Here is a 22705-nt window from a genome sequence, read left to right as displayed (position 1 = left end):
ATATAGGCAATTTGAATGGGCTATACCCATGACTTTATAGACAAAAAAACCACCGAAAATCGCTTTTCGGTGGTGTTTAATAAGTTGGTTTATACTTTAAAACGGAAGTTTAACGTTTCCCATCGCTTCGATTCTTGCCTTAGCAGTCTCAATAGCTGCCTGTTGAGCCGGAATATTTTCAGCTTCTGATTTTTCAAGAATGCCCAGACAGGTATCGTATATTTTCTCAGTTTGTTTGTAAACAATCTCTTTAATGAATCCTCCTAAGTATTCAGCACCTACATTGATTACACCACCGGCGTTGATCAAAAAGTCAGGAGCATATACAATTCCTTTTTCCAATAAAATCTGGCCATGTTTGGCCTCATCTTTTAATTGGTTGTTGGCAGCTCCGGCAATCACTTTACACTTTAATCTGTCGATGGTTTCATCGTTGATTGTGGCTCCAAGGGCACATGGGGCATAAATATCCATATCCAGATCATAAATAACAGTAGGATCTACTACTGTAGCTCCAGTGTTTTTCGCTACCTGCTTGAGCTTGTCTTCAAAGATGTCTGTGATCATGACCTCAGCACCTTCTTTCACCAAATATTCGATCAGATATTTACCCACTTGGCCTACACCCTGAACTCCGATTTTTTTTCCTTCCAAGGAATCAGAACCAAAAGCTTTTTTTGCAGCTGCTTTCATTCCCATGTAGGTTCCGTAAGCAGTTACAGGGGATGGATCTCCAGAACCACCTTTGATTTCAGGTAATCCGGCTACGTGACGGGTTTCCATTCTGATGTACTCCATGTCTGAAGTATTCATGTTCACATCTTCTGCAGTGACGTATCTACCGCCTAAGCTTTCGATGAATCTTCCGAATCTTCTTAGGAATGCCTCATTTTTCAAAGAAGGGTTTCCAAGGATGACTGCTTTTCCACCGCCAAGATTCAATCCTGCCAGAGAGTTTTTAAAAGTCATGCCTCTGGATAATCTCAAAACATCGGTAATAGCTTCCGCCTCTGAGGTATATGGCCACATTCTTGTGCCTCCCAAAGCTGGCCCCAGAATGGTGTTATGAATCCCAATAATTGCTTTTAAACCGGTTGGTTGATCATGACAAATCACGACTTGCTCGTGGTTCATGGTGCTGATTTGTCCAAAGATGGAGCCTTCACGCACAGTTTCGGTAGCTTTAATCTCGTACATGTGAACTTAGCTTTTTAGAATGTGTTATATTTGGGACTTAACCTCAATGAAAAGGCCGATACAAAATTAAATACTTTTATTGGCCATCAAAGGATTAATATATCTAGTTTCTGCAAACATATTTCTTGATTTTAAAATTTTTATTTGGTGAAACCACTTTGGAGACTTAATAAGTATTTGTACAAATACAAGGGCTTATTGCTTTTGGGGATAGTATTTACGGTGATATCCAATATTTTCGTAATTATCCCTGCGCAGTTAGTCAGACTTGCCATAGATTATGTGGTTGAGAGTTTTTCTATTTTTAAGCCTTTGGAGCTCGGTGGATCGGGTGAAAATGCAAGAGAAATTTTCCTTCAATTCGTATTTGTTTTTGGAATACTGATCCTTGTCATGGCTTTGTTGAGAGGTTTTTTCCTCTTTTTGATCCGCCAGACAATCATCATCATGTCGCGAAGAATCGAATACGACATGAAAAACGAAATTTTTGAACATTATCAAAACCTTCCTCTCAGCTTTTACAGGAAAAACAGTACAGGAGATTTAATGGCCAGGATAACAGAAGATGTCAGCCGGGTGAGAATGTATCTTGGTCCAGCCATTATGTACGGATTGAATTTGTTGATCCTGTTTCCTTTGGTAATCACCTACATGATTTCTGTCAATCCTGAATTGACATTGTATTCTCTATTGCCTCTGCCGGTACTTTCTTTGAGTATTTACTTTGTGAATAATCTGATCAATGAGCGTTCCGAAAAAATACAAAGGAGTCTTTCAGGGCTGAGCACTTTTGTTCAGGAAGCTTTCTCAGGAATCCGGGTAATCAAAGCATTTGTAAGGGAAGAGGATAGCGCCAGGGATTTTACAGATGCCAGTGAAGATTATAAGATTAAATCCATTCGCTTGACTCGAGTGAATGCATTGTTTTTCCCAATCATTATGGCTTTGGTGGGTATTTCTACAATCATTACCGTGTATGTGGGCGGGATGCAAGTGATCAGTGGAGAGATTGGTTATGGGATCATTGCGGAATTTATCTTGTACGTAAACATGCTTACCTGGCCGGTTACTTCCTTAGGTTGGGTGACAAGCATCGTCCAAAGGGCAGCAGCCTCCCAAACCCGGATCAATGAATTTTTAGACCAGAAAAATGACATCCTAAGCACTGAAAACATCGAGACAGAAATTGCTGGGAAGATCAAGGTGGAAAATCTAAGCTTTGTCTATCCGGATTCAGGAATCAAAGCTTTGGACAATGTAAGTTTTGAAATTCAATCCGGACAGACGCTGGGAATAATTGGAACCACAGGTTCCGGAAAATCCACCATTGCCAACCTCCTAATGAGGATGTATGATCCTAGTTCTGGAACTATCAAGATTGATAACAGAACGATTGAAAAATATAACCTTTCCAGCCTTAGAAAACAGATTGGCTATGTACCACAGGATGTGTTTCTGTTTTCAGATTCGATTGGAAATAACATAGCGTTTGGTTTGGATTACGCGGATAAAGACAAAATTATTAAGGCTGCTCAGGATGCGGATGTCTATCAGAATATCATTGATTTCCCAAATGGGTTTGAGACCATGCTAGGCGAAAGAGGTATCACACTTTCTGGTGGGCAAAAACAACGGGTTTCCATTGCAAGAGCCATTGCGAAAGAACCGAAAATCCTGATTTTGGATGATTGCCTTTCGGCAGTTGACACCAAAACTGAAAATGTGATTCTGAATGCCTTGAAAAAGATCATGAAAAACAGGACTTCAGTGATTATTTCACATAGAGTTTCTTCTGCGAAACTAGCGGATCAGATCATTGTCCTGGATGATGGCAAAATCATCGAAAGCGGGAATCACGAATCTCTGATGGCTGAAAGAGGTGTATATGCAGAGCTTTTTGAAAAACAAACCCAAGCTGGAGAATCCATAGAAGGAACGTCTCTCTAAGGTATTTTAAATAGCACTCAGGCTCTTTCAGAAAAATGATTAACTTGATAGAAATCAATCTATTAAATCACTTTTATTATGGAAGAGCAAAAATCCACCACAAAGGATATTGAGAAAGTCCTCAAAGAGATAGGTGCCAAAATTGAAGAGTTGGTACAAAAGGGTTCAGAAGCTGGAATGGAAGTAAAAGAAGATATTGAAAAGAAAATCCAAGATCTGAAAGAAAAGAAAACGACTTTAGAAGACGAACTTAAAAAAGGAAAAGACTTATTAGAGAAAGAGTTCAAAGAGAAGAAGGAAGAGTTTGAACCGAAGCTTAAAGAATCTAAAGGCTTCCTAAAAGAGGGATTCAAACAATTTGGACTTGCTTTAAAAGCGCTCTTTGGAAAGAAATAATTTCAAGTGACATAAAAAAAAGCGGAAGATTAATCTTCCGCTTTTTTGTTTCGCTACTTACTCTCGAGTGCTTGGCATCGATCATAGGTAGGATCAATATCTATAAAGACATCTTCCTTAGCTGTGATAAACCATTTACTCAAAAGCTCATCTTCTTTCTTTCTTAGAGTAGCAGCTTTCATTTTTTCGTAATCATCCTCCAGATTTGCACGGTGTGCAGGGTATTTCGATTGGTAATAAAGGATTCTCACTTTAGTACCTTCTCTTGGATCCTCAAATCGGATTGGTTTAGTCACAGTGCCCACTTCCATACTGTCTAGAGTGAAGTATAAAACGGGATCTTCAAGTGTTCTAAGTGTCAATCTTTTTGAATTATTGGATGGATCTACGAAAAATCCTCCATTATCAGAAGTTCCTCTATCATCGGAATTCTCCTTTGCAGCTTTCGCAAATTCAATGTTGCCAGCCTGGATTTCAGTTTTTAAACTGTCTAGATATCTTTCCGCTTTCAAAAGATCATCTTCAGATGCTTTAGGGATCATCAGAATATGTCGGGTATTAAATGACCCAGTTCTTTTTTCAAGTAATTGGATCAAGTGAATACCAAAGGCTGTTTCCACTGGATCAGAAATTTCACCCTGACGAAGTTCCATGGCGGTAGCCTCAAATTCAGGAGCTAATTCGCCACTTCTGAAAAAGCCAAGATCACCACCCTGCGCTGCAGAACCTGGATCTTCAGAATATGCTCTTGCCAGATCAGCAAAATCAGCCTTTCCATCCAAGATATCTTGCTTAAACTGGGATAGCTTAGCAAATATTTCTTCTTTGATATTTGGGTTTACATCTGGTTTCTTCACGATCTGACCAACAGTTACCTCTGCTGAAAAGAAAGGAAGGGAATCAGAAGGTATGCTTTTGTAGAAATCACGAACTTCTGCTGGAGAAACTGTAAGCCCCTCTGTGATTTTTGCACGCATACGCTGCACAATCAATTGTTCTTTGATGATTTCCTCAATTTCGGATTTTAATTGCTCGGCCGTTTTACCATATACCTCTGCAAGTGTTTCTTCATTTCCGCCGAACTGCTGCATGACCATGTTGAAGCGCTGATCTGTCTGAAGCATCACTTCTGCATCAGTCACCATCACTGAGTCAATCTCAGCTTTTGCCACCATAAGCTTGTTGACCATCAAAGTTTCGAACACCTCACAACGGGTAGGAGGGGTAACACCTTGCTGGCCTTGGGCCAAAGCTTCCATGTAGGTCTTTTGTACATCTGACTCCAGCAAAATGTAATTATCTACTTTGGCTACAATCTTATCCAATACCTGGCCATTGGCAGGAGTAGCGGATTCTTGTGCTGCCAAAGATGATAGCATTGAAAATGCGAGTAAAGTAAGTGTAAATCGGTTTAGTATTTTCATTCGTATTCGTCCAACCTTTTGATTCGATTGAGTATTGATTCAGTCTATTGATTGAGGGAGACAAATGCCTCTTCTTTTGCTTTTGCGTTTACTTGAATTGGGTATTTTTCTCTCAATTCAGAAATTAACATGCTGTCTAAATATTCTTGGTAGTCCCGAATAACCATTCCTCGGGTTTCATGAAATTTCTTAGGTCCTGCCGGAGCTTTTTGTCCCAATAAAATAAGATGCAAATGTCCATCAGCTTCTACTTCCTGATAGCTTTCAGAAAGATTGGCTTTGGATAAAATCGGATGTTTCTTGAATTCGATCAATCCAGTTTCGGTTTGATAAGCCAAAGGCATTTTTTCCTTATAATCAGTATTAAATGCCTGAACCAAATCTTGACTCAGATCCTGACCTTTCAGTTTGGTTCTAGCTGGATCCAGCTGAGAAATGTCCAATACTTTTACAATAAAAGCGTCCACCCGATCATCCCATTGATAATCCTGGATATGCTCTTGAAAATATGCTTTTTGGCCCACGGAATCCTCAATTCCTTTCTGCCAAACTTCATCATTCATCAGGGAGAAGAGTAAGATTCCATCGTGGTACTCATTCAGTAGCATCTGATACTCTTTGTTATTTGCCAGAATATCGGCGTCCTCAGTTTGGTTCAGGATAGAAGCGGTAAATCGATCATACCAAGCATCGAAGACACTTGTTTTGGAGCGAATACTCAATTCTTCTTCCTCTATAAAAGTCACCAAATCGTCAGCTGTATAAGTTTTTCCTTGTAAAGTGAAAAGCTCCTGATCTCCCAAACCCTTTGCAGCTACAGCTCCAGGGATTTGCGATTTGGTAAAGGTTTTCAGTTCGTTTTCTAGGTTTGCCACAGAAGTTTCGTTCTCGTCAAAATTGTAACGGGCTTTTTGGATCGCCATTACCTGAGACTGTATCATAGTAGATCTTGAATCTCTCATGATTTTGGAACGTATGCTTTCTTCCAGATTTTCAAAGGAATCAATTGGTTTTTTCTCCTCTAATCTCAAAATGTGGTATCCATATTTTGTTCTTACTGGAGGGGAAACCTCTCCGATTTCTGTCAAAGAAAAAGCTGCCATTTCAAATTCAGGAATCATTGAACCTACGCTAAACCAAGGAAGCATTCCTCCATTTTCACTGGAAGAAGGATCCTCAGAGAAGTTTTTGACAATATTTTCCCAAATCGTACTTTCTTTCTGGATCTCTGTGTAGATATCTGCTACTTTTCTTCTCGCCAAATCCTCACTGTTGGGATCATTTTCATCGATTCTAACCAAAATATGGGAAACCCGCACCTGGCCTGGATTTGGTCTTTTATCAAATACTTTGATGATATGATAGCCAAAATTGGTCATCACAGGATCAGAAACCTGACCCGGCTGAAGAGAAAAAGCTGCATCTTCAAATGGCTGAACCATCTGCAAAGCAGTAAAATATCCCAGATCTCCCTTGTTGACTTTGGCAGAAGGATCGTCTGAATATTCGACCGCAAGTTCGTTGATGTCTCCACCTGCATTGATTTGATCACGAACCTTCAATGCCATGCGAAGAACGATTAAGCTATCTTCTTGGGATGCATTGGAAGGAAATTGAAAGAGAATATGACTAGCTCTCACCACTTCCTGCATTCTGGAATATGCTTTACGAAGCTCACCTTCTTCTAGCGAGTTTTTGATTAAATAAGGAGCTTTTAAATTCTCCTTGAAAGAATTGAATTCTCTGTTAAACTCATCGGTTTTGTCCAAGCCAAGCTCTTCTGCTTCTCGAACTTTGAGTTTATAGTTAATAAAGAGGTTCAGATTTTCTTCAAACTCATCCCTAGACATTCCCGAAGAGGATGGTTCAGAGTTTTTCCCTTTTGAAATGAGATAAATCAATTCATCTTTTTCAATAGGTTTTCCACCGATTGTTAGAAGCGTTTCTTCCTGTCCTGCACTTTGGAAAAATGCCAAAGCGGGGAAAAAATTCGCTAAAACCAATATTAGAGAAAATACAAATGCCGAAAGGGTTCGGTAGATCATGTACTGTAGTGCCTTAAATTCAGTGCAATTTTACAAATTTATCAGATAATAAAGGGAAATGAATGCGATGTCAAGTATTTAACAAGAATTAGGATCGAAACCACTTGATCAATCTACAGGTATTTGTGCCTTTATTGGACTCGAATTCTATCTCGTCCATGATGGTCTTTACCAAAATGATGCCCAAACCACCTTTTCGCTTTTCGCTTACGACTTTTTTCAGGTCTGGCACCTCATAATCCAATAAGTTGAATGCCTTTCCTTCATCAGTTATTTCAAAAATTATCTTTTCGGGTGAGTCTTTGATGATCAGTTGGATTTGATCTTTGCCGTTGCATTGGTGGGAATGGATGATCAGGTTCGCGCAGACCTCTTCCACAGCAAGTGTCAATTGATGCTGATCTTTTTCAGAAACCTGAAGTTCACGCAAAGTTGTTTGCATAAACAGCCTAAGGTCTGAAAGGGCAGTAGTTTGGCAATATATTTTTAACTGATGCTTCATTTTCAAGCTTCTAGTGCAGCTTTTTTATTGGCATAAATTGAGATCAACTGATCCAGACCGAGAATTTTGAAAACCTCAAAAACCCGAGTGGACAGCGCATAAATTTTCAGGTCAATTTCCTGCTCTTGAAAATCCTCCAGATAGGACATGAACACGCCCAATCCTGCGGAGGAGATATATTCCAACCCTTCACAATCCACCAAAATTGACTTGGTCCCCGTGGCGATAAGATCCTGCATTGCCTGATCTAGCATGACGGAGTTGCTGGCATCTATTTCGCCTTTGAGGACGAGAATGTAAGAGCTGTTTTCTTGTTGCTTTTCTATAGTGAGCATGACGAATGCGTTTCTTTTTTATTCTGAAAATTTGACCACCATGATCGAATAATCATCATCTATTAGTCCATCTCCACCCACGTAGGCATGAAGAGAATCGATTATTTTGTTTTGAATTTCCTTTGGGCTTAGCTCGTGATAGACCTCCACCAATGATCTGATTCTCTCAAATCCAAACTGATGTGATTTCTCATTTTTAGCTTCTACAATGCCATCTGTAAAGAGAACCAAAATGTCACCTGCTGAGTAGTTGAATGTTTTTTCCTCAACGTGTTTTTCATATTGCATGTTTCTCAAAATCCCCAAACCAAGGCCATCAATTCCCAGATAATCAGTTTTTTTGTTTTTAACCTGATGCATCAGCGTAGGGACATGTCCTGCACGAGCATGACAGATGGTATGTGCTTTGGTATCGATGAGAAAGATGGATGCGGTGATAAAATGATTTCTTTCCAGACAGCGACTTAAAGCTGCATTGGCTTTGATCATAAATTGGGCAGGGCCCAAGTTCAATTGGATTAAACTTTGGAATATCCCCTTCATTTGGGACATGTTAAATGCGGCTGAAGTTCCTTTGCCGGAAACGTCGCCGATGATCATTACGTATCGATCCTCATCAAGTTTAAAAGTATCGTAATAATCTCCTCCTACTTCATCCGCGGCATTAGAATATGCGCAGATATCGAAGGTGTCATTGTGATCAAGTTTGGTTGGCAAAAGGGATTTTTGAACCCGCTGAGCAATTTTCAATTCCTCTTGGTAGCGTTCATTTTGAATTGCCTGGTTCAAAAGTCTGTGGTTTTCTACTGCAATACAGGCCTGTCTTACAAAAGTGCTGATGATGTTGATCATCTCCTTGTTGAAGCCATCACGCACTTCTTTGCAAAGCACCATCCGACCGATTGCGGATTTATTGATCACCAAAGGCACTAAAAGAACAGATTCAAATTGGCTGTGATTGATCCGGAGCGGGAGAGGAGTCAAATTATCAGGTCTGTGCTCCACAGCCCAGTCTTGAGCGGCTTTTAGGTTTTGAATCAAATCGCTGAGTTCTTCCCTTTGCTCTTTGTTCAAGAAGCGCTCTTGTAGAATTCCTTTGGGACCTTCTCCGTCGCCCATCTCCAGCCAGGCTGCGTCAGCATAAGACGCACTCATGCAAGAGTCGACCAAAATATCCAAAACCTGTTCCTCACTTTCCTCGGGCTGAATTGACTGACTCAATCTCTGAAAACTGATGGCTTCCGTTAGTTTCTGTTCAAAAACTGATGAGGTTGGCAAATTGAATAAGGTGACCAAAAAGCAAAATAAGGCATAAATAAAGATGAAACTGAAGAGCGAAACCAAGAAAAGGTTATCTGTCAGGTTTACTACATATCTGCTTCTGTCATTGTAGATAATGACTTGGTAAAACAGGTATCCACAGCAATTGATGATGATAAAAAGAAATAAGAGAGATTTCCACTTTTCCCTAAAAGTCAGATAAGGGATCCATTTGAGGTTTCCCGACAGGATAATTCCCAATCCCACTAAGAGGACAAAGCCAAACAGAAAACTATAATCTAGCGAGTTTTTATTGAAATAAATAAAAAGCATGGCTATCAGCATAGCAAACTCATAGGCTTGCCACTGCTTGACCACTCTTTTGTTTTTCTGATAAAGGATCAGATGCTTCCAGAGCAAGGCCCCAGAAATCAAAAAGATCGAGATCAGTGCGAAGTTGACATGGTAGAAGAAATTCCTTAAAAATGGCTCATTCAATAGGCTACTGTCTCCTAAGAGCGAATAGAAAATATCGATGATGATCGAGACAAATACTGCAATTATTCCAGTAGAAGCTGCCCTCCAAATCAGGTTTAAAAAATCATTTTGACTGTTTTTGTTTATCGAATAATTGTAAAAGAGATAAACGGTCAAAAAGAAAAGGATTTCAAGTGTCCAGGTGAATTCCTGAGCGATACCGGACTCAAGTTCATTGAGAATCCCAAACAAACGAACCAAATCCACAAAAAGGAGCGATAGCCAGACCAAAATGGCCAGGAGCATGCTGAGTTTACCTATATGAATGGTTGGTAGTTTGATCATGGATTCGGTCCCACAATAATACTCAAACTGAAATAAATTAAGAGTAGGACTAAAAGATAGCTATTGGGAATGAATGTTAAAAAAAGTAAACTTTTGACAGAAGAACTACTTTTCAATCAGAAACATACCAAGTCGTCAACGACTCCTTTGCCGAATTGGTTTTCTATCAAAGCCATTACCTTCCCTTTATTCATCATCAGTTCTTTTTTGATGGGTCCAGAGCTCAGTTTAACAAAAAGTTTTTTTTCTTTTACAAATACCGAAGTGGTTCTATCTGCGATGGTTTTTCCCACTAATTTCGGCCAAGCCTGCACCAGACTTTTTTCCTGAAATTTATCCTCGATGCGATATGCTTTTAGCAAATCCTTGAAGGCAGATTCCAACGGAGCGGCTTCTTTTTTTCGACTTAAAGGATTGTACTTGTTATTCATGGTTTGGATGATTCAAATAAAAAGCGCTGCTGCGATACAATCGGCTAGGAGCTTTCCGCTTTTGCTCAAAGATAGTTGATTGTCTTTCCATAACAGCCAGCCTTGATCATTCATTTTTTCTAAAACCGAGGATTTCTCCGCTCGGAGATTTATTTGATGTCTTTCCTCAATCAAATCTAGGTCAATACCCCAAATGGTCCTTAATCCAGTTAAAATATACTCATTGAGGGAATCCTCAGGGCTAAGTTCCTCGATTTCAAAAGGAATGACTCCAGCCTTCAATGAATTCAGGTATTTTGAATTGCTTCTCGGATTAAATCCGCGATGCTTCCCGTCAAATGAATGAGCACTTGGCCCTACTCCAAGGTAAGGGATTCCTTTCCAGTAATTCGTGTTGTGGAGGGCAAAATTGTCAGGCTTCCCAAAATTTGAAATCTCATACTGGATATACCCCCCTTGATCCATGGCTTCCTGTAGCATTTCAAATTGTTGGGAAACAAACTCTTCATTTGCTTGGGTGAACTTTCCCGTTTTTTCCCAATTCCCCAAAGCGGTTTTGGGTTCTACGGTCAGCCCATAACTCGAAATGTGCCCTGGATCCCTAATCAGTGCTTCTTTTAAGTCATTCTCCCAAATCTTATGATTGTCAGAAGGATAACCATAAATCAAATCCAAACTGAATTTCTCGAATCCGATTGCTCTTGCTTTGTCAATGGCAATTTTAGACTCCTCTGATGTATGAGCCCGATTATAAAATTTCAAAACTTCTGCATTGAAACTTTGAACTCCAAGGCTTAATCGATCAAAGCCAAGCTCTTTCCAAGCCTTTAAATTTGAATCAGTCAGATCATCCGGATTTGCCTCAATTGTTACTTCTTTCCATTGGTTGGAAAAGGTAGATTGGATTTGATCAAGGATGGAGTGGATCATTTCCGGTTTTAGAAGAGAGGGAGTTCCACCTCCAAAATAAACCGTTTCGATCGTTTCAGTCCCAAGGTAATTCTTGCGCAGGATCAATTCCTGCTGGATCATTTCCACCATGTCCTCCATGGATTTCAGATTGGTACTGAAATGAAAGTCACAGTAATGACAAGCTTGTTTGCAAAATGGGATATGGATGTAGATGCCTGCCACTGTAATTCTATTATTTTGCGAATATAATGAATCCCATTTCACTCTTGAGAAAGTCAATTTTACTTATCCTCTTGTCAACTTTGCTGTTTTCGTTCCCTGGATTGGGGCAAAGCGGCTATTGGATGAAATGGGAATGTGAAAGTCCCAAATTAGAGGAGGGTTGGAGTTTCTATGAAAATAGAGAATTGGTGGATGAAAAGCTTGAGGCTGTCAAAAACGAAATCAGTTCGCAAGGTTATCTAACTGCCTTTTGGGTGAAAAACTTAGAAAACCAAGATTCCTTGGAATATGAACTCATCGCGGGCCAGAAGTATCAATTAATTGAAATCAGAAAAGGAAATGTCCCAGAGGATTTTGCCTTTAGCACTTTCCTTCCAAAAGAAGGATTTTTAGACTGGAATAAATGGACTGCCACTGTTTTGGAGGAATTGGAGAATTCCGGATATCCATTTGCTCAAGTTCAGCTCGATAGCTTGGAAAGGGAAGGTGAGCATTTAACTGCAGCAGCAAAGCTTGAAAAAGGACCATTTATTACTTGGGATAGTGTGGAGGTAGCGGGTAATACAAAAACCAAAGCCCAGTATGTTCAGCAGGTCAGCAGATTGAAACCTGGAGAAGCTTTTTCACAAAAAGAATTTGAGGAGGCAACGGAAGCTCTTCGGAGATCGCCGTATGTAGAACTTTCGCAGGCACCCAACTTGAGTTTCCAAACTAAAAATGCTCGGCCAACGTATTTCCTTCGTGATAGGAATGTCAATCTGATTGATGGAGTAATTGGTTTGTTGCCCAATGAAAATGAGCCTGGAAAAGTTTTGATTACAGGGCAATTAGATCTTGAATTGTATCATTTGGGAGGGAAAGGACGGGATTTTGAAGTCCATTGGCAGCGGATGAATCCAGAAACTCAATCACTTGCAATTCAGGCTAAGGAATCCTTCGTTTTTCGATCACCTTTGAGTATCATGGGTGGCTTTAGTCTTTTGAAGCAGGATAGCACCTTTATCAGTAGGTTTATTTCGCTTGATTTCTCTTATGATTTTTCGAAATATGGAGCCATTCGATTTTTCACTAGACGCCAAGCAAGTGATTTGATCTCAACTTATTCTTATCGAGAGGCTACCGAGCTCCCGGAAGTTGCTGATTACCGATGGAACTTATATGGAATTGGTATCCAAGTGAATCGATTGGATTCTCCTTTCTTCCCGAGAAGAGGATTCTTATTTCAGGGAGAATTTGCTGCAGGAAACAAACGCATTATTCAAAATACAGGGATTCCAGAAGAAGTGTATACAAACTTGGATTTAAACTCCCCTCAAATAACATCCAAACTGGAATTAGAAAAACATCTTTTCATCAAGCAAAATTGGGGAATGTGGCTGCGAGGTAGCACTGGGCTGATTCGAAATAAGAATTTACTTCAAAATGACATTTTTCGAATTGGCGGATTAAAAAGTATCAGAGGATTTAACGAAAACTTTTTCTTTGCTAGATCATATGGTTTTATCAATATGGAGCAACGCTTATTTTTCGGTGAAAATTCTTACTTGATGGCCTTCACTGATTTTGGTGTCTTAGAAAACCTGTACTTTGCTCCTTCAAGAGATTTCCCGATTTCCTTTGGAGCAGGAGTCAATCTAGAAACAGGCACAGGAGTTTTTAGATTTATTTATGGATTGGGAAAATCAAATTTGCAACCTTTGTCATTCTCTTATTCCAAAATACATTTTGGCTACTTGGCCAGATTTTGAGCATGAAGCATCCTTTGTTTAAAATTTTTGTTTTTTTCATAGCTGTCAACTCCTTTTGCCTTTTTGCTAAAGCGCAAGTTCTTCAGGATTTTAACAGTTCGTGGGAAAAAGGAATGGATGAGTCTTTGATCCGCCCAAATGACCGTTTGGTGCTTCCACTGGATCTTCAAACTTTCCCTTTAGCAAATATTTCCTTTGAGTTTCCGGGTAAGTCTGTGGTTTTCATAGGAGAGAAGCTTTGGATTTACGCAGAAAACGATACCTCATTTGCCAGAAATATTCAGGATTTATCCAAAGAATTTGGAGAAGATCAAGTCACGCTTACAGTTTTCAAAAAGGGGATAAGTGTTGGGGACGCTTCAGTGCTAAAGGTTCTTTCTTCAGATTTTGACAAACCAACAAAAAGTGCTGAAGTAAAAGATTTTGTCAGTCAAAATAGACGCTTTAACCGGCAGGATCTGAGAGACTTTTTCTTCGTAGGTGTATTAATCGTTTTAGTGATCCTGGCGATTTATAAAGTGATTTACCCATACCTCTTTGCATCCATGATCAGACCAGAATCTTTGCTGACAGCTGAAGATTTTTCGGACTCGGGAAGTTTGCAGAAGTTTTTTTCGGTGGATGTGCTTTTTTACATCTTGATGGTCAATCTGATGACTTCATTGGTGGCGGTAATTGGGTTAGTTTTTAACCGTCAAGAATGGTTGGAGACTTGGATTGGAGTAGATTTTAATTCCCTGATGTTGCTATGGTTGTTTGGAGCAGTAGGGTTACTATTACTTACAATGATCAAATTTATTGGCATTCGGGTCATTGCCTATTTATTTGATTTGGGGAAATTGGAGTTCGCTCATTTCTTCTACCTTTTACGCCTTGTGGTAATTACAATTGCGGGATTGGTTCTCGTGATAGCATTTTTTTTAGTCAATGATTTTTCCTCTGCCAAATCAGCGATAGGTGTTTCATTATCAGTTTTTTTCTGGGTTTACATTGCAGGTGTCTTAGGCCTATTCTTAATTATGATGAATAGATTGAGCTTTAAGAAATATCATTTATTTACTTACCTTTGCATCGCGGAATTAGTGCCCTTTTTGATCATGGCCAAGTGGATCATGGTTTTGGGTCAATAAGATTTAGACATTCAAAGGATAAAATCAGCATGAGTGCGAATAGCAAAGACAGGTTTAGACCAGTAAAAAGTATTCTTGTTTCTCAACCAAAACCTGCGGGTGAAAATTCTCCCTATGTTCAATTGGCAGAGAAGTATAAGTTGAAGATTGATTTCCGACAGTTTATCAAGGTGGAGCCAGTTCCACCGAAGGAATTCAGAAAGCAGAAAATCGATATCCTAAAGCATACCGCAATTATTTTTACCAGTCGAAATGCTATTGATCATTTCTTTGCCATCTGCAAGGATTTCAAAATTGAAATGCCTGCAGAAATGAAGTACTTCTGTATTTCCGATCAGACAGCACATTACCTTCAAAAATATATTGTAATCCGTAAGCGTAAATTATTCGTAGGTCAAAAGACTGCTGAAGATTTATTTGATTACTTCAAAAAACACAAAAGCGAAAAATATTTGTTTCCATGCTCTGATATCCGCAAGGATGTGATTCCAGAATACATGGAAAAGAATGGAATTGCTTTCACTGAGGCAATTATCTACCATACTTTGGCTGCAGATTTATCTGATTTAGCGGATGTCAAATATGATATTTTAGCTTTTTTCAGTCCATCTGGTATAAAATCTTTGAAACAAAATTTCCCGGATTTTGTACAAGGTAAAACAAGGATTGCAGCTTTTGGTCCTACCACAGCTCAAGCTGTAAGAGATTTGGATTTGATTTTAGATATAGAGGCACCACTTCCAAATGCCCCTAGTATGACTGGTGCATTGGAGCTCTACATTAAAAAAGCGAATAATTTGTAAATCTTAGAATCAAAATCTGTGGTTTTTCAGTTTAAATCATTACAATAGTTTTCAGATTAGACCAAACCACGCCATAATGATTCAAAGCGGCCAATGGAATTACTTTTTTAAAAGTCTTATTTGCTTGATGCTTTTTGCCGGATCGTTTCCGGTTTTAGCTCAGCAAGACGCCCAGTTTACCCAATACATGTACAATGGCATGTATTATAATCCTGCTTATGCAGGGAAAGAGGGTGGCTTTAGGTTCTCAGCACTCCATAGATCACAATGGGCAAATTACAGTACCTCCTCTGGTCAGAGAGGAGCGCCTGTAAGTCAGCTTTTGACTGCACAAGGAAGACTTGATGCAAAAAACATTGGCTATGGTCTTACTATCGTCAATGATAATATCGGTGCAAGTTCCAATCTTGAAATCAACTTACAAGGCGCATATCATAAACAAATCAGGAGATCCACCTTAAGCTTTGGTGCTTCTATTGGAATGTTTTCAAGTTCTATTGATTATGGTGAGCTCATTGTGGTAAACCCAGAGCCGAACTTGCCTACATTGGGGAAGGAAAATCAAATGAATATTAACTTCAGTGCCGGAATTTTATTTGATAGGGGAGATTATTACATAGGATTAAGCAGTCGGCATCTAAACGAGCCTAATTTTGACTTTGGAGATGGCTCCTATGCGAATCAGTTAAAAAATCATACCTATTTACAATTTGGTTATAGGTTGAGACCTGTAGGGCAATTAGCTATAGAACCAAGTTTTCTAATAAAGTCAGTTTCATTTAATAATTTTTCATACGATGTAAGCGTTATTGCTACACATCAGAATAAAATTAGCGGAGGATTGGCCTATAGAGGAGAAGAATCTATTTCTTTTATACTAGGATACAGTATTTTAAGAGATAATTCACTAAAATTGGGATATGCATTTGATTTAGTCGTTGGCGGAGTGGAAGCAAAGGCTCCTACAAGTCATGAACTAATGCTACGTTACACGTTATCAGACGTAAGCAGGCAAGTGGAAAGAGTGATACAAAGAACTCCAAGATTCAGATTTTAAAAATTTCTGAATTGTGAAAATTTCCTAAAAAAGCCCAATTTTTGAACTATAAACCCAACAATTTCGTAGCCGAGAAATTTGGCAGGTTATTTGCATTATTGTGCGAAATTCAGCTAAATTTCGCTGCTTGAGACTAATTTATATTGGGCACTAATTTGATGAACTCAAAAACGTCATTTATGTATAAAAAAATGAATTTTCGCATTTTGCCGATCACTCTAGGGTTGGCGGTTGCGACACTATTACCAGGCTGCGGTCTCTTTAACAAGAAGGGAACTGCTAGCGAAAAGGCTAATAGAAGAGGAGAAGTAACCGGAGTTCCTAAGAGGGAAAGTTGGCAACAAAACCTACCAATTGACATGGTGCCCGTTAAGGCAGGTACTTTTTGGATGGGGCAATCTGATGAAGATATTGCTTACACTCAATCCTCAATGAACAAGCAGATTACCATTTCTGAATTTTTTATGGACAAGTACGAGGTGTCCAATAATAAATACAGACAATTTTTAGAGGCTGTGAAAAACGGTCAATTAGAAACAGGTACTCCTACTACACTTAAAGAACCACCTACATTCAATCTTGATGAGCTAAAGCCTGATACCACTGTGTGGTCGACGAGCTTTTCTTATCACTATGGAGACCCTTTGATGGAATTCTATTTTGATCATCCAGCATTTGATAATTATCCAGTAGTTGGGATCTCATGGGACCAAGCAAAGCAGTACTGTGAATGGAGAACCTATCACATGAGAGCAAATGACGAATCTGAGTATGACATGACTCCATTTAGATTACCTTCGGAAGCTGAGTGGGAATACGCAGCAAAAGGTGGCAAAGATGTGGCTAAGTATCCATGGGGTGGTCCTTACCTTAAAAATAAGAGAGGTTGCTTGATGGCAAACTTTAAGCCAGGTAGAGGAAATTACATAGATGATGGATTCCCTTACACTGCACCAGTTGACGTTTTTGCTCCAAATGGTTTTGGACTATATAATATGTCTGGAAATGTGGCGGAATGGGTGCTTGATGCATATGCAGCAACTTCTAACTCTATCACATGGGATTTGAACCCAGTCTATGATGATCCAAACGAACCAAGAAAAATTGTACGTGGTGGTAGCTGGAAAGATATCGCACATTACCTAGAGACAAGTACAAGAACATACGAATATGAAGATGTAGCTCAAGCACACATCGGATTCAGAACAGTGATGACATTTATTGGTAGATCTGGTTCAATGGATGTTAAATCAGCAAAAAGAAGAAAAAGATAATACCAAACAGTAAAATCCAACGATAAAAAACCTAACACCTTAATTACAAATTTACTCATGGCTAGCAACAGCAATTCATTTAAGTCAAAATTTTACGGCAGCATCATGCCAAAAATCTATGGTATCGGTGCAGCAGTAGTTATTCTCGGAGCAATGTTCAAGATTTTGGATTGGGCTGGAGGTAACTTGATGATCACCATCGGTCTTACTACGGAAGCTGCAATCTTTTTCCTTTCAGCTTTCGAGCCTCGTCATGAGGAAGTAGACTGGTCAAAAGTTTATCCAGAATTAGCTGGTGGAGAGCCAACAGGCAGAAAAACTGCAGTAGCATCTGGAGATAGCGTTTCTCAAAAATTGGACGATATGCTAGCTAAAGCTAAAGTAGGTCCTGAATTGATCGAAAGCTTGGGTAAAGGAATGCAAAATCTTGCTACCTCAGCTGAGAAAATGGGTAATTTATCTGACGCAGCTGTAGCTACCAATGAATATGCTACGAATGTGAAGTCAGCTGCTAAAACGTTGATCGACATGAATGCCTCTTATAGCAAGACTGCTGCAGCCTTGACAGAAATGTCTTCTGCTTCTCAGGATGCTAAAGAATATCATACTCAAGTTCAGACGGTAACTAAAAATCTTTCTGCATTGAATGCAGTATATGAGATGGAACTTCAGGACGCAAATAGCCATGTGAAAACTTTGAATAAGTTCTATTCAAATATGACTGCTGCTATGGAAGGTCTTACTGAAGCCGGAAAAGAAACAGAAGCTTTCAAGAATGAATTGGCTAAGCTTAATCAAAACGTAAGTTCATTGAATAAAATCTATGGTGGAATGTTATCCGCTATGAAAGGTTAATTATACTCAATCATCTAGAATAGACTAAAAAATTAAAGATGGCAGGAGCTAAAGAGACACCTAGACAGCGGATGATCGGGATGATGTACCTGGTATTGACGGCCCTATTGGCCCTCCAGGTAAGTAACCAGATTCTCCAGAAATTTGTATTGTTAAACGATGGCATGGAGCGTACCTCCAGGAATTATATTTCCAAAAATGAGTTTACAGTAAGCTCTATTAAGTCAACCGTTGAGCAGCAAGGAAATAATGAAAAAGATGTTCCTAAAGTAGGTGCAGCTGAAGAAGTAAGAAACGCTTCTAAAGAGATTTTCACTTACCTAGAGGAATTAAAGCAGCAATTGATTACTCAATCAAATGCAATAAACGAGGAAGGAAACTTCGTGAGTTCAAGCTTGAAAAACACTGAGATTCCAGGCAACATGTTTGCCAACAATGGAAAAGGTGAGGAAATGAAAGCAAAGTTAAATGCTTATCCTACTCAAATTTCTCAGATTTTAAGTGGAATTGGGATTGATATGACTTTCCAGCCTATCGCTAAAGATGCTGGCGAGATTCCTTTGTTTGCAAATGACAGTGAAGTTAGAAATAAAGACTTCGTTGCTTTGAATTTTGTGAAATCTCCAGTTGGAGCTGTAATGGCTTTGATTTCTCAGTATCAAAATGAAGTGTTGAACATTGAAAGTGAGGCATTGTCTCAAATTACAAGTTCAATTGGTACATTCTATTTCAAGGCTGATATCGTAGAAGCAAGAATTGCTGCTACTTCCAATGTGGTGGCTGCCGGTACCAAATTTGAAGGAGATATGTTTATCGCTTCCAGTTCTTCGGCTGCAGCTCCAGCAATGAGTATTGATGGAAGATCTGTACCTGTAGAAAACGGCTTTGGTAAAATTGAATTTACTGTAACTCCAGCTGGTCAATATGATGACAGAGGACTTGCGAAAAGAGTGCTGAAAGGTGAAATCGTAACCAATGTTGGTGGAGAAGATAAAGTTCTTCCAGTAGAATATGAATATTATGTAGCCCAGCCTGTAATTAAAGTATCTTCTGAGGTAGTTCAGCAGCTTTATGCTGATTGTGCAAATGAATTATTAATTGAAGTTCCAGCTTTAGGAAATACCTATTCTCCTGATTTTGCAGTTAGCAATGGTCAATCCATTAAAGGGAATAGACCTGGACAATTGACAGTAGTTCCAGGAGCTTCTGGAAAAGTTACGATTGGCGTTAGCTCCGGAGGCAATAAAATTGGAGATGTGACGTATGATATTAAACCAGTTCCAGAGCCAACTTTGGTTCCTACATTATCAAATGGTTCTGAAATCGATCAAGCACAAGCACAGGCTATTGGATCTTTAACTGGATTAAAAGTTTTGGCTAAGCCTGAAGCAACATTCGGTAGAACCATGGCTAAAGATGCGAACTTTGATGTTACTGGAGGAGAAGTCAGACTGTTGAGAAATGACGTACCACGTCAGACAGTTCCAATCTCCAATGGAAATAGCATTGCGATGCGTTCATTGATGGAAAGTGCTAGAGCTGGTGATGATATTGTAATTGTGGTAACCCAAGTTACAAGAACCAACTTCAGAGGAAATAAAATTCCTTCGACATTGAACAGAGTTATTCGAATCGGAGTGAAATAATTCCTGATTAGAATCAAGATAAAAATATTATGAAAAAGTTTCTTCCAAAAATAATCTTGTCTCTTCTGATGGCAGCAGCTTTTGCTCCATTCTCAAGTGAGGCACAGGTTGGTACAAGTTTAAATCCTTCAGGTTATGGGGATAGAACATTTGACATGGATACTGTCTTCTCTGCGAAAAGAATTCGCGAAGATGATAAGATGTACCAAGTAGCAGTTTGGAGAAGAATTGACCTTCGAGAAAAGTACAATCTTTCTCTTTACGGTTCTGGTGATGCCAAAGACAATGGAATCATCACCCACATTTACAAAGCCGTAGTAGATGAAAATGCATTGGAGGTTTTTGCTGATGAAGACTTTACTGAGCCACTTTCAATTGCAGAATTCCAGGATAATTTCTGGTTAAACGCAATTGGAGACAGTATTTTCGTAAAGCAACTTTATTATCTTGATTTCAAAGAAGACTTTGTTTTTGACAAGCATCATTCTGATATGGTATTTGATATCAAGTATATCGAACTTGTGATGCCTTCTCAGACTAATGCAAATGCTGGTCAAAAGACAATCGCTTACATTCGCTATAAAGATTTCTATAATTACTTCAAGGATCATCCAGAAGCGCGTTGGATCAATTACAAGAATATTGCAAAAAGCTTGACTTACGATGAGGCTTTTGACGCAAGATTATTTAGATCTGTAGTGAGAAGGTTCACAAACCCAGATGAAGCATTGATTGCTGACTTAGTGGATGCGGATAGTCCGAATCCAGAAGTCCAGGCCTATATTAATTCACTGGCGTTTGAATACAAACTATTAGAATACGAAAACACTCTTTGGGAGTGGTAATAATAAAAGGGGCTTTTAAGCCCCTTTATTTTTTTCTATCCATTCGAAAAAAGCATTTGCTCTACTGGCTCCGATTACCTCACTGACTTCTTCGATAGAAGCCTCTTTCAATTTTTTTACAGATTTAAAATGCGACAATAATTTCTCAGCTGTGCTTTCTCCGATTCCAGGTATGGCTGTAAGCTGAGTTCCAAAAGCATTTTTACTTCTTACTTTCCTGTGAAAAGTAATGGCAAAGCGGTGGGCTTCATCTCGTATTCTTTGCAAAAGCCTTAAGCTTTCAGATTTTTTATCGATGTGAATAGGATAGGAATCTCCAGGGAAATAGATTTCCTCTAACCTTTTGGCTATTCCTATAATAGGCATTTTGCCATATACTCCAAGTTCTTGCAAAGCCTCTACAGCTGACGATAGCTGGCCTTTCCCACCATCTATGACAACGAGCTTAGGCATAGGCTTATTCTCGTCTAATAAGCGCTGGTATCGTCTAGTGACGATTTCCTTCATACTTGCAAAGTCATTGGCACCAACCACCGTTTTAATATGGTAGTGCCTATATTCTTTGACGGCAGGTTTTCCATTTAGAAAGCATACCATACTAGCCACGGGACTTGTTCCTTGTATGTTTGAGTTGTCAAAGCACTCAATATGATCTGGGATTTCAGGTAAACTTAGATCTTTTTGAAGTTGTTTGATGACCCTGTCTTTTTTATCCTCATTTAGACCTTTTAGAAGAGCTTTCTCTTTTTTGTAGAATAGGGCATTCATAAGAGACAGTTCTATCAGTTTCTTCTTATCCCCGATTTTCGGTAGGGTCAGATTAAGCCCTTCTATTGGTTCTTCCAAATCAATATTGATCAAAACTTCGGTTGCATCGCTTTGGAATTGGTCTTGAAGTCTTACTAATGCTGTTAGCAAGAGTTCTTCTTCAGTTTCATCTAATCGCTTTTTAAGCTCTACATTTTTGGAAACTATCATAGCTCCGTTTTTTACGCGGAGATAGTTTACATAGGCGTCTTTTTCATCTGTTACAATTGTACAGACATCCAAGTTCACAATGCTTGGGCTTGCGATCAAAGATTTGGCCTGGTACTTCTCAAGTAGATCTAGTTTCTCTTTGACTTTTTGGGCTTTTTCAAATTCTAAATTCTCCGCGTGTTGCTGCATTTCAAGTTTGAAATGCGATTTTGCAATCCCTAGATTTCCTTTTAAAATGTGTTTGGCGTGTTCTAGATCTTTCAAATAATCACTTTCCTTTTGTAGCCCCACACAAGGACCTTGGCAGTTCCCTATATGATATTCTAAACAGACTTTATACTTCCCCTCAGCGATTTTATAAGGGGAAAGATCGAGATTGCATGTGCGGATTGTGAATAGACTCCGAATCAAATCCAAAACGTTATTCATAGCCTTGACACTTGCAAAAGGCCCATAATAAGTACCCCTTTTAGGAATCATTTTCCTTGTCTGAAAAATCCTAGGAAAGTTCTCTTTGGTCAAAAGGAGGTAGGGATAGGTTTTATCATCCCTCAGAAGAATATTGTATTTCGGTTGGGTTTTCTTGATCAGATTATTTTCAAGCAGCAAAGCATCAAACTCAGAGTTTACAATAGTAATCTCGATTTTGACAATCTCTTTCACCATTCTTCGGGTTTTGAGATTGACCCCCGTATTCTTGTTAAAATAACTACTGACTCGCTTTTTAAGGCTTTTTGCCTTGCCAACGTAAATCAATTCATTGTCCGCATTGTAGTAACGGTAGACGCCTGGCTGGTCTGGGAGAGATAAATGTTCTTCGGGTTTATACGATGATGCCTGCATGGCTTAAAATTAAAAAAACAGCCTTGGTTTTAG

At 39.1% G+C, this 22705-nt stretch carries 19 protein-coding genes; 10 read left to right on the top strand and 9 right to left on the bottom strand.

Annotated features, from left to right (window positions below; genetic code table 11):
• Positions 1-96: 96 nt before the first annotated feature.
• Positions 97-1197 (bottom strand): Glu/Leu/Phe/Val dehydrogenase dimerization domain-containing protein, encoded by a 1101-nt coding sequence (locus J0A69_RS01425; RefSeq protein ID WP_317194825.1) that lies wholly within the window; start codon positions 1195-1197, stop codon positions 97-99.
• Between the two features lie 147 nt (positions 1198-1344).
• Here J0A69_RS01425 and J0A69_RS01420 point away from each other — a divergent pair, with 147 nt between their 5' ends.
• Positions 1345-3144, top strand: a complete 1800-nt coding sequence (locus J0A69_RS01420) for an ABC transporter ATP-binding protein (protein ID WP_206584728.1) — start codon at positions 1345-1347, stop codon at positions 3142-3144.
• 78 nt (positions 3145-3222) lie between these two features.
• Entirely contained in the window at positions 3223-3540 is a 318-nt protein-coding gene (locus J0A69_RS01415; protein ID WP_206584727.1) for a hypothetical protein, read from the top strand.
• A gap of 53 nt (positions 3541-3593) precedes the next feature.
• Here J0A69_RS01415 and J0A69_RS01410 read toward each other — a convergent pair whose 3' ends face one another.
• From J0A69_RS01410 to hemW, 7 genes are all read right to left on the bottom strand, one after another.
• Positions 3594-4964: a peptidylprolyl isomerase gene (locus J0A69_RS01410; protein ID WP_206584726.1), complete on the bottom strand. Its 1371-nt coding sequence runs from the start codon at positions 4962-4964 to the stop codon at positions 3594-3596.
• 44 nt (positions 4965-5008) lie between these two features.
• Positions 5009-7009, bottom strand: coding sequence for a peptidylprolyl isomerase (locus tag J0A69_RS01405; RefSeq protein WP_206584725.1), 2001 nt, complete (start codon positions 7007-7009; stop codon positions 5009-5011).
• A gap of 88 nt (positions 7010-7097) precedes the next feature.
• Complete coding sequence (locus J0A69_RS01400; RefSeq protein WP_206584723.1) at positions 7098-7511, bottom strand: ATP-binding protein; 414 nt, start codon at positions 7509-7511, stop codon at positions 7098-7100.
• A gap of 2 nt (positions 7512-7513) precedes the next feature.
• Entirely contained in the window at positions 7514-7846 is a 333-nt protein-coding gene (locus J0A69_RS01395) for an STAS domain-containing protein (protein ID WP_206584722.1), read from the bottom strand.
• Positions 7847-7864: 18 nt separating this feature from the next.
• Positions 7865-9928, bottom strand: a complete 2064-nt coding sequence (locus J0A69_RS01390; RefSeq protein WP_206584720.1) for a GAF domain-containing SpoIIE family protein phosphatase — start codon at positions 9926-9928, stop codon at positions 7865-7867.
• Positions 9929-10044: 116 nt separating this feature from the next.
• Positions 10045-10359: a DUF721 domain-containing protein gene (locus J0A69_RS01385; RefSeq protein WP_206584719.1), complete on the bottom strand. Its 315-nt coding sequence runs from the start codon at positions 10357-10359 to the stop codon at positions 10045-10047.
• A gap of 12 nt (positions 10360-10371) precedes the next feature.
• On the bottom strand, positions 10372-11493 hold the full coding sequence (gene hemW / locus J0A69_RS01380; protein ID WP_206584717.1) for a radical SAM family heme chaperone HemW: 1122 nt from the start codon (positions 11491-11493) through the stop codon (positions 10372-10374).
• A gap of 122 nt (positions 11494-11615) precedes the next feature.
• On the opposite strand from hemW, the gene J0A69_RS01375 reads away from it, so the two are divergent.
• From J0A69_RS01375 to porN, 8 genes are all read left to right on the top strand, one after another.
• Positions 11616-13241 carry a POTRA domain-containing protein gene (locus J0A69_RS01375; RefSeq protein WP_206584715.1) on the top strand — a complete coding sequence of 542 codons (1626 nt, stop codon included), beginning with the start codon at positions 11616-11618 and terminating at the stop codon, positions 13239-13241.
• 2 nt (positions 13242-13243) lie between these two features.
• Positions 13244-14371, top strand: coding sequence for a DUF4271 domain-containing protein (locus tag J0A69_RS01370; RefSeq protein ID WP_206584714.1), 1128 nt, complete (start codon positions 13244-13246; stop codon positions 14369-14371).
• A 29-nt stretch (positions 14372-14400) separates the two neighbouring features.
• On the top strand, positions 14401-15174 hold the full coding sequence (locus tag J0A69_RS01365) for a uroporphyrinogen-III synthase (protein ID WP_206584713.1): 774 nt from the start codon (positions 14401-14403) through the stop codon (positions 15172-15174).
• Between the two features lie 76 nt (positions 15175-15250).
• Complete coding sequence (locus J0A69_RS01360) at positions 15251-16231, top strand: PorP/SprF family type IX secretion system membrane protein (RefSeq protein ID WP_206584712.1); 981 nt, start codon at positions 15251-15253, stop codon at positions 16229-16231.
• Between the two features lie 179 nt (positions 16232-16410).
• Entirely contained in the window at positions 16411-17505 is a 1095-nt protein-coding gene (gene porK / locus J0A69_RS01355) for a T9SS ring complex lipoprotein PorK/GldK (RefSeq protein WP_206584711.1), read from the top strand.
• Between the two features lie 57 nt (positions 17506-17562).
• Entirely contained in the window at positions 17563-18360 is a 798-nt protein-coding gene (gene porL, locus J0A69_RS01350; RefSeq protein WP_206584710.1) for a type IX secretion system motor protein PorL/GldL, read from the top strand.
• 38 nt (positions 18361-18398) lie between these two features.
• On the top strand, positions 18399-20006 hold the full coding sequence (gene porM / locus J0A69_RS01345) for a type IX secretion system motor protein PorM/GldM (protein WP_206584709.1): 1608 nt from the start codon (positions 18399-18401) through the stop codon (positions 20004-20006).
• Positions 20007-20035: 29 nt separating this feature from the next.
• Positions 20036-20851: a type IX secretion system ring subunit PorN/GldN gene (gene porN, locus J0A69_RS01340; protein ID WP_206584708.1), complete on the top strand. Its 816-nt coding sequence runs from the start codon at positions 20036-20038 to the stop codon at positions 20849-20851.
• 15 nt (positions 20852-20866) lie between these two features.
• Here porN and uvrC read toward each other — a convergent pair whose 3' ends face one another.
• Positions 20867-22672 carry an excinuclease ABC subunit UvrC gene (gene uvrC / locus J0A69_RS01335; RefSeq protein WP_206584707.1) on the bottom strand — a complete coding sequence of 602 codons (1806 nt, stop codon included), beginning with the start codon at positions 22670-22672 and terminating at the stop codon, positions 20867-20869.
• Positions 22673-22705 lie beyond the last annotated feature (33 nt).

Source organism: Algoriphagus pacificus, from assembly GCF_017254845.1.
Classification (GTDB): Bacteria; Bacteroidota; Bacteroidia; order Cytophagales; family Cyclobacteriaceae; genus Algoriphagus; species Algoriphagus pacificus.
Note: the sequence above shows the minus strand (reverse complement) of the source record. Positions and strands in the feature narration are given on the sequence as shown.

Bases quoted from the DNA above. Each gene is read 5' to 3' on its own strand.
- J0A69_RS01385 (WP_206584719.1), bottom strand. From the start codon at position 10,359: ATGAATAACAAGTACAATCCTTTAAGTCGAAAAAAAGAAGCCGCTCCG.
- J0A69_RS01405 (WP_206584725.1), bottom strand. From the start codon at position 7,009: ATGATCTACCGAACCCTTTCGGCATTTGTATTTTCTCTAATATTGGTT.
- uvrC (WP_206584707.1), bottom strand. From the start codon at position 22,672: ATGCAGGCATCATCGTATAAACCCGAAGAACATTTATCTCTCCCAGAC.
- J0A69_RS01370 (WP_206584714.1), top strand. From the start codon at position 13,244: ATGAAGCATCCTTTGTTTAAAATTTTTGTTTTTTTCATAGCTGTCAAC.
- J0A69_RS01395 (WP_206584722.1), bottom strand. From the start codon at position 7,846: ATGCTCACTATAGAAAAGCAACAAGAAAACAGCTCTTACATTCTCGTC.
- J0A69_RS01410 (WP_206584726.1), bottom strand. From the start codon at position 4,964: ATGAAAATACTAAACCGATTTACACTTACTTTACTCGCATTTTCAATG.
- porM (WP_206584709.1), top strand. From the start codon at position 18,399: ATGGCAGGAGCTAAAGAGACACCTAGACAGCGGATGATCGGGATGATG.
- J0A69_RS01375 (WP_206584715.1), top strand. From the start codon at position 11,616: ATGAAATGGGAATGTGAAAGTCCCAAATTAGAGGAGGGTTGGAGTTTC.
- J0A69_RS01400 (WP_206584723.1), bottom strand. From the start codon at position 7,511: ATGAAGCATCAGTTAAAAATATATTGCCAAACTACTGCCCTTTCAGAC.
- J0A69_RS01415 (WP_206584727.1), top strand. From the start codon at position 3,223: ATGGAAGAGCAAAAATCCACCACAAAGGATATTGAGAAAGTCCTCAAA.
- J0A69_RS01390 (WP_206584720.1), bottom strand. From the start codon at position 9,928: ATGATCAAACTACCAACCATTCATATAGGTAAACTCAGCATGCTCCTG.
- J0A69_RS01425 (WP_317194825.1), bottom strand. From the start codon at position 1,197: ATGTACGAGATTAAAGCTACCGAAACTGTGCGTGAAGGCTCCATCTTT.
- J0A69_RS01360 (WP_206584712.1), top strand. From the start codon at position 15,251: ATGATTCAAAGCGGCCAATGGAATTACTTTTTTAAAAGTCTTATTTGC.
- J0A69_RS01365 (WP_206584713.1), top strand. From the start codon at position 14,401: ATGAGTGCGAATAGCAAAGACAGGTTTAGACCAGTAAAAAGTATTCTT.
- porN (WP_206584708.1), top strand. From the start codon at position 20,036: ATGAAAAAGTTTCTTCCAAAAATAATCTTGTCTCTTCTGATGGCAGCA.
- porK (WP_206584711.1), top strand. From the start codon at position 16,411: ATGTATAAAAAAATGAATTTTCGCATTTTGCCGATCACTCTAGGGTTG.
- porL (WP_206584710.1), top strand. From the start codon at position 17,563: ATGGCTAGCAACAGCAATTCATTTAAGTCAAAATTTTACGGCAGCATC.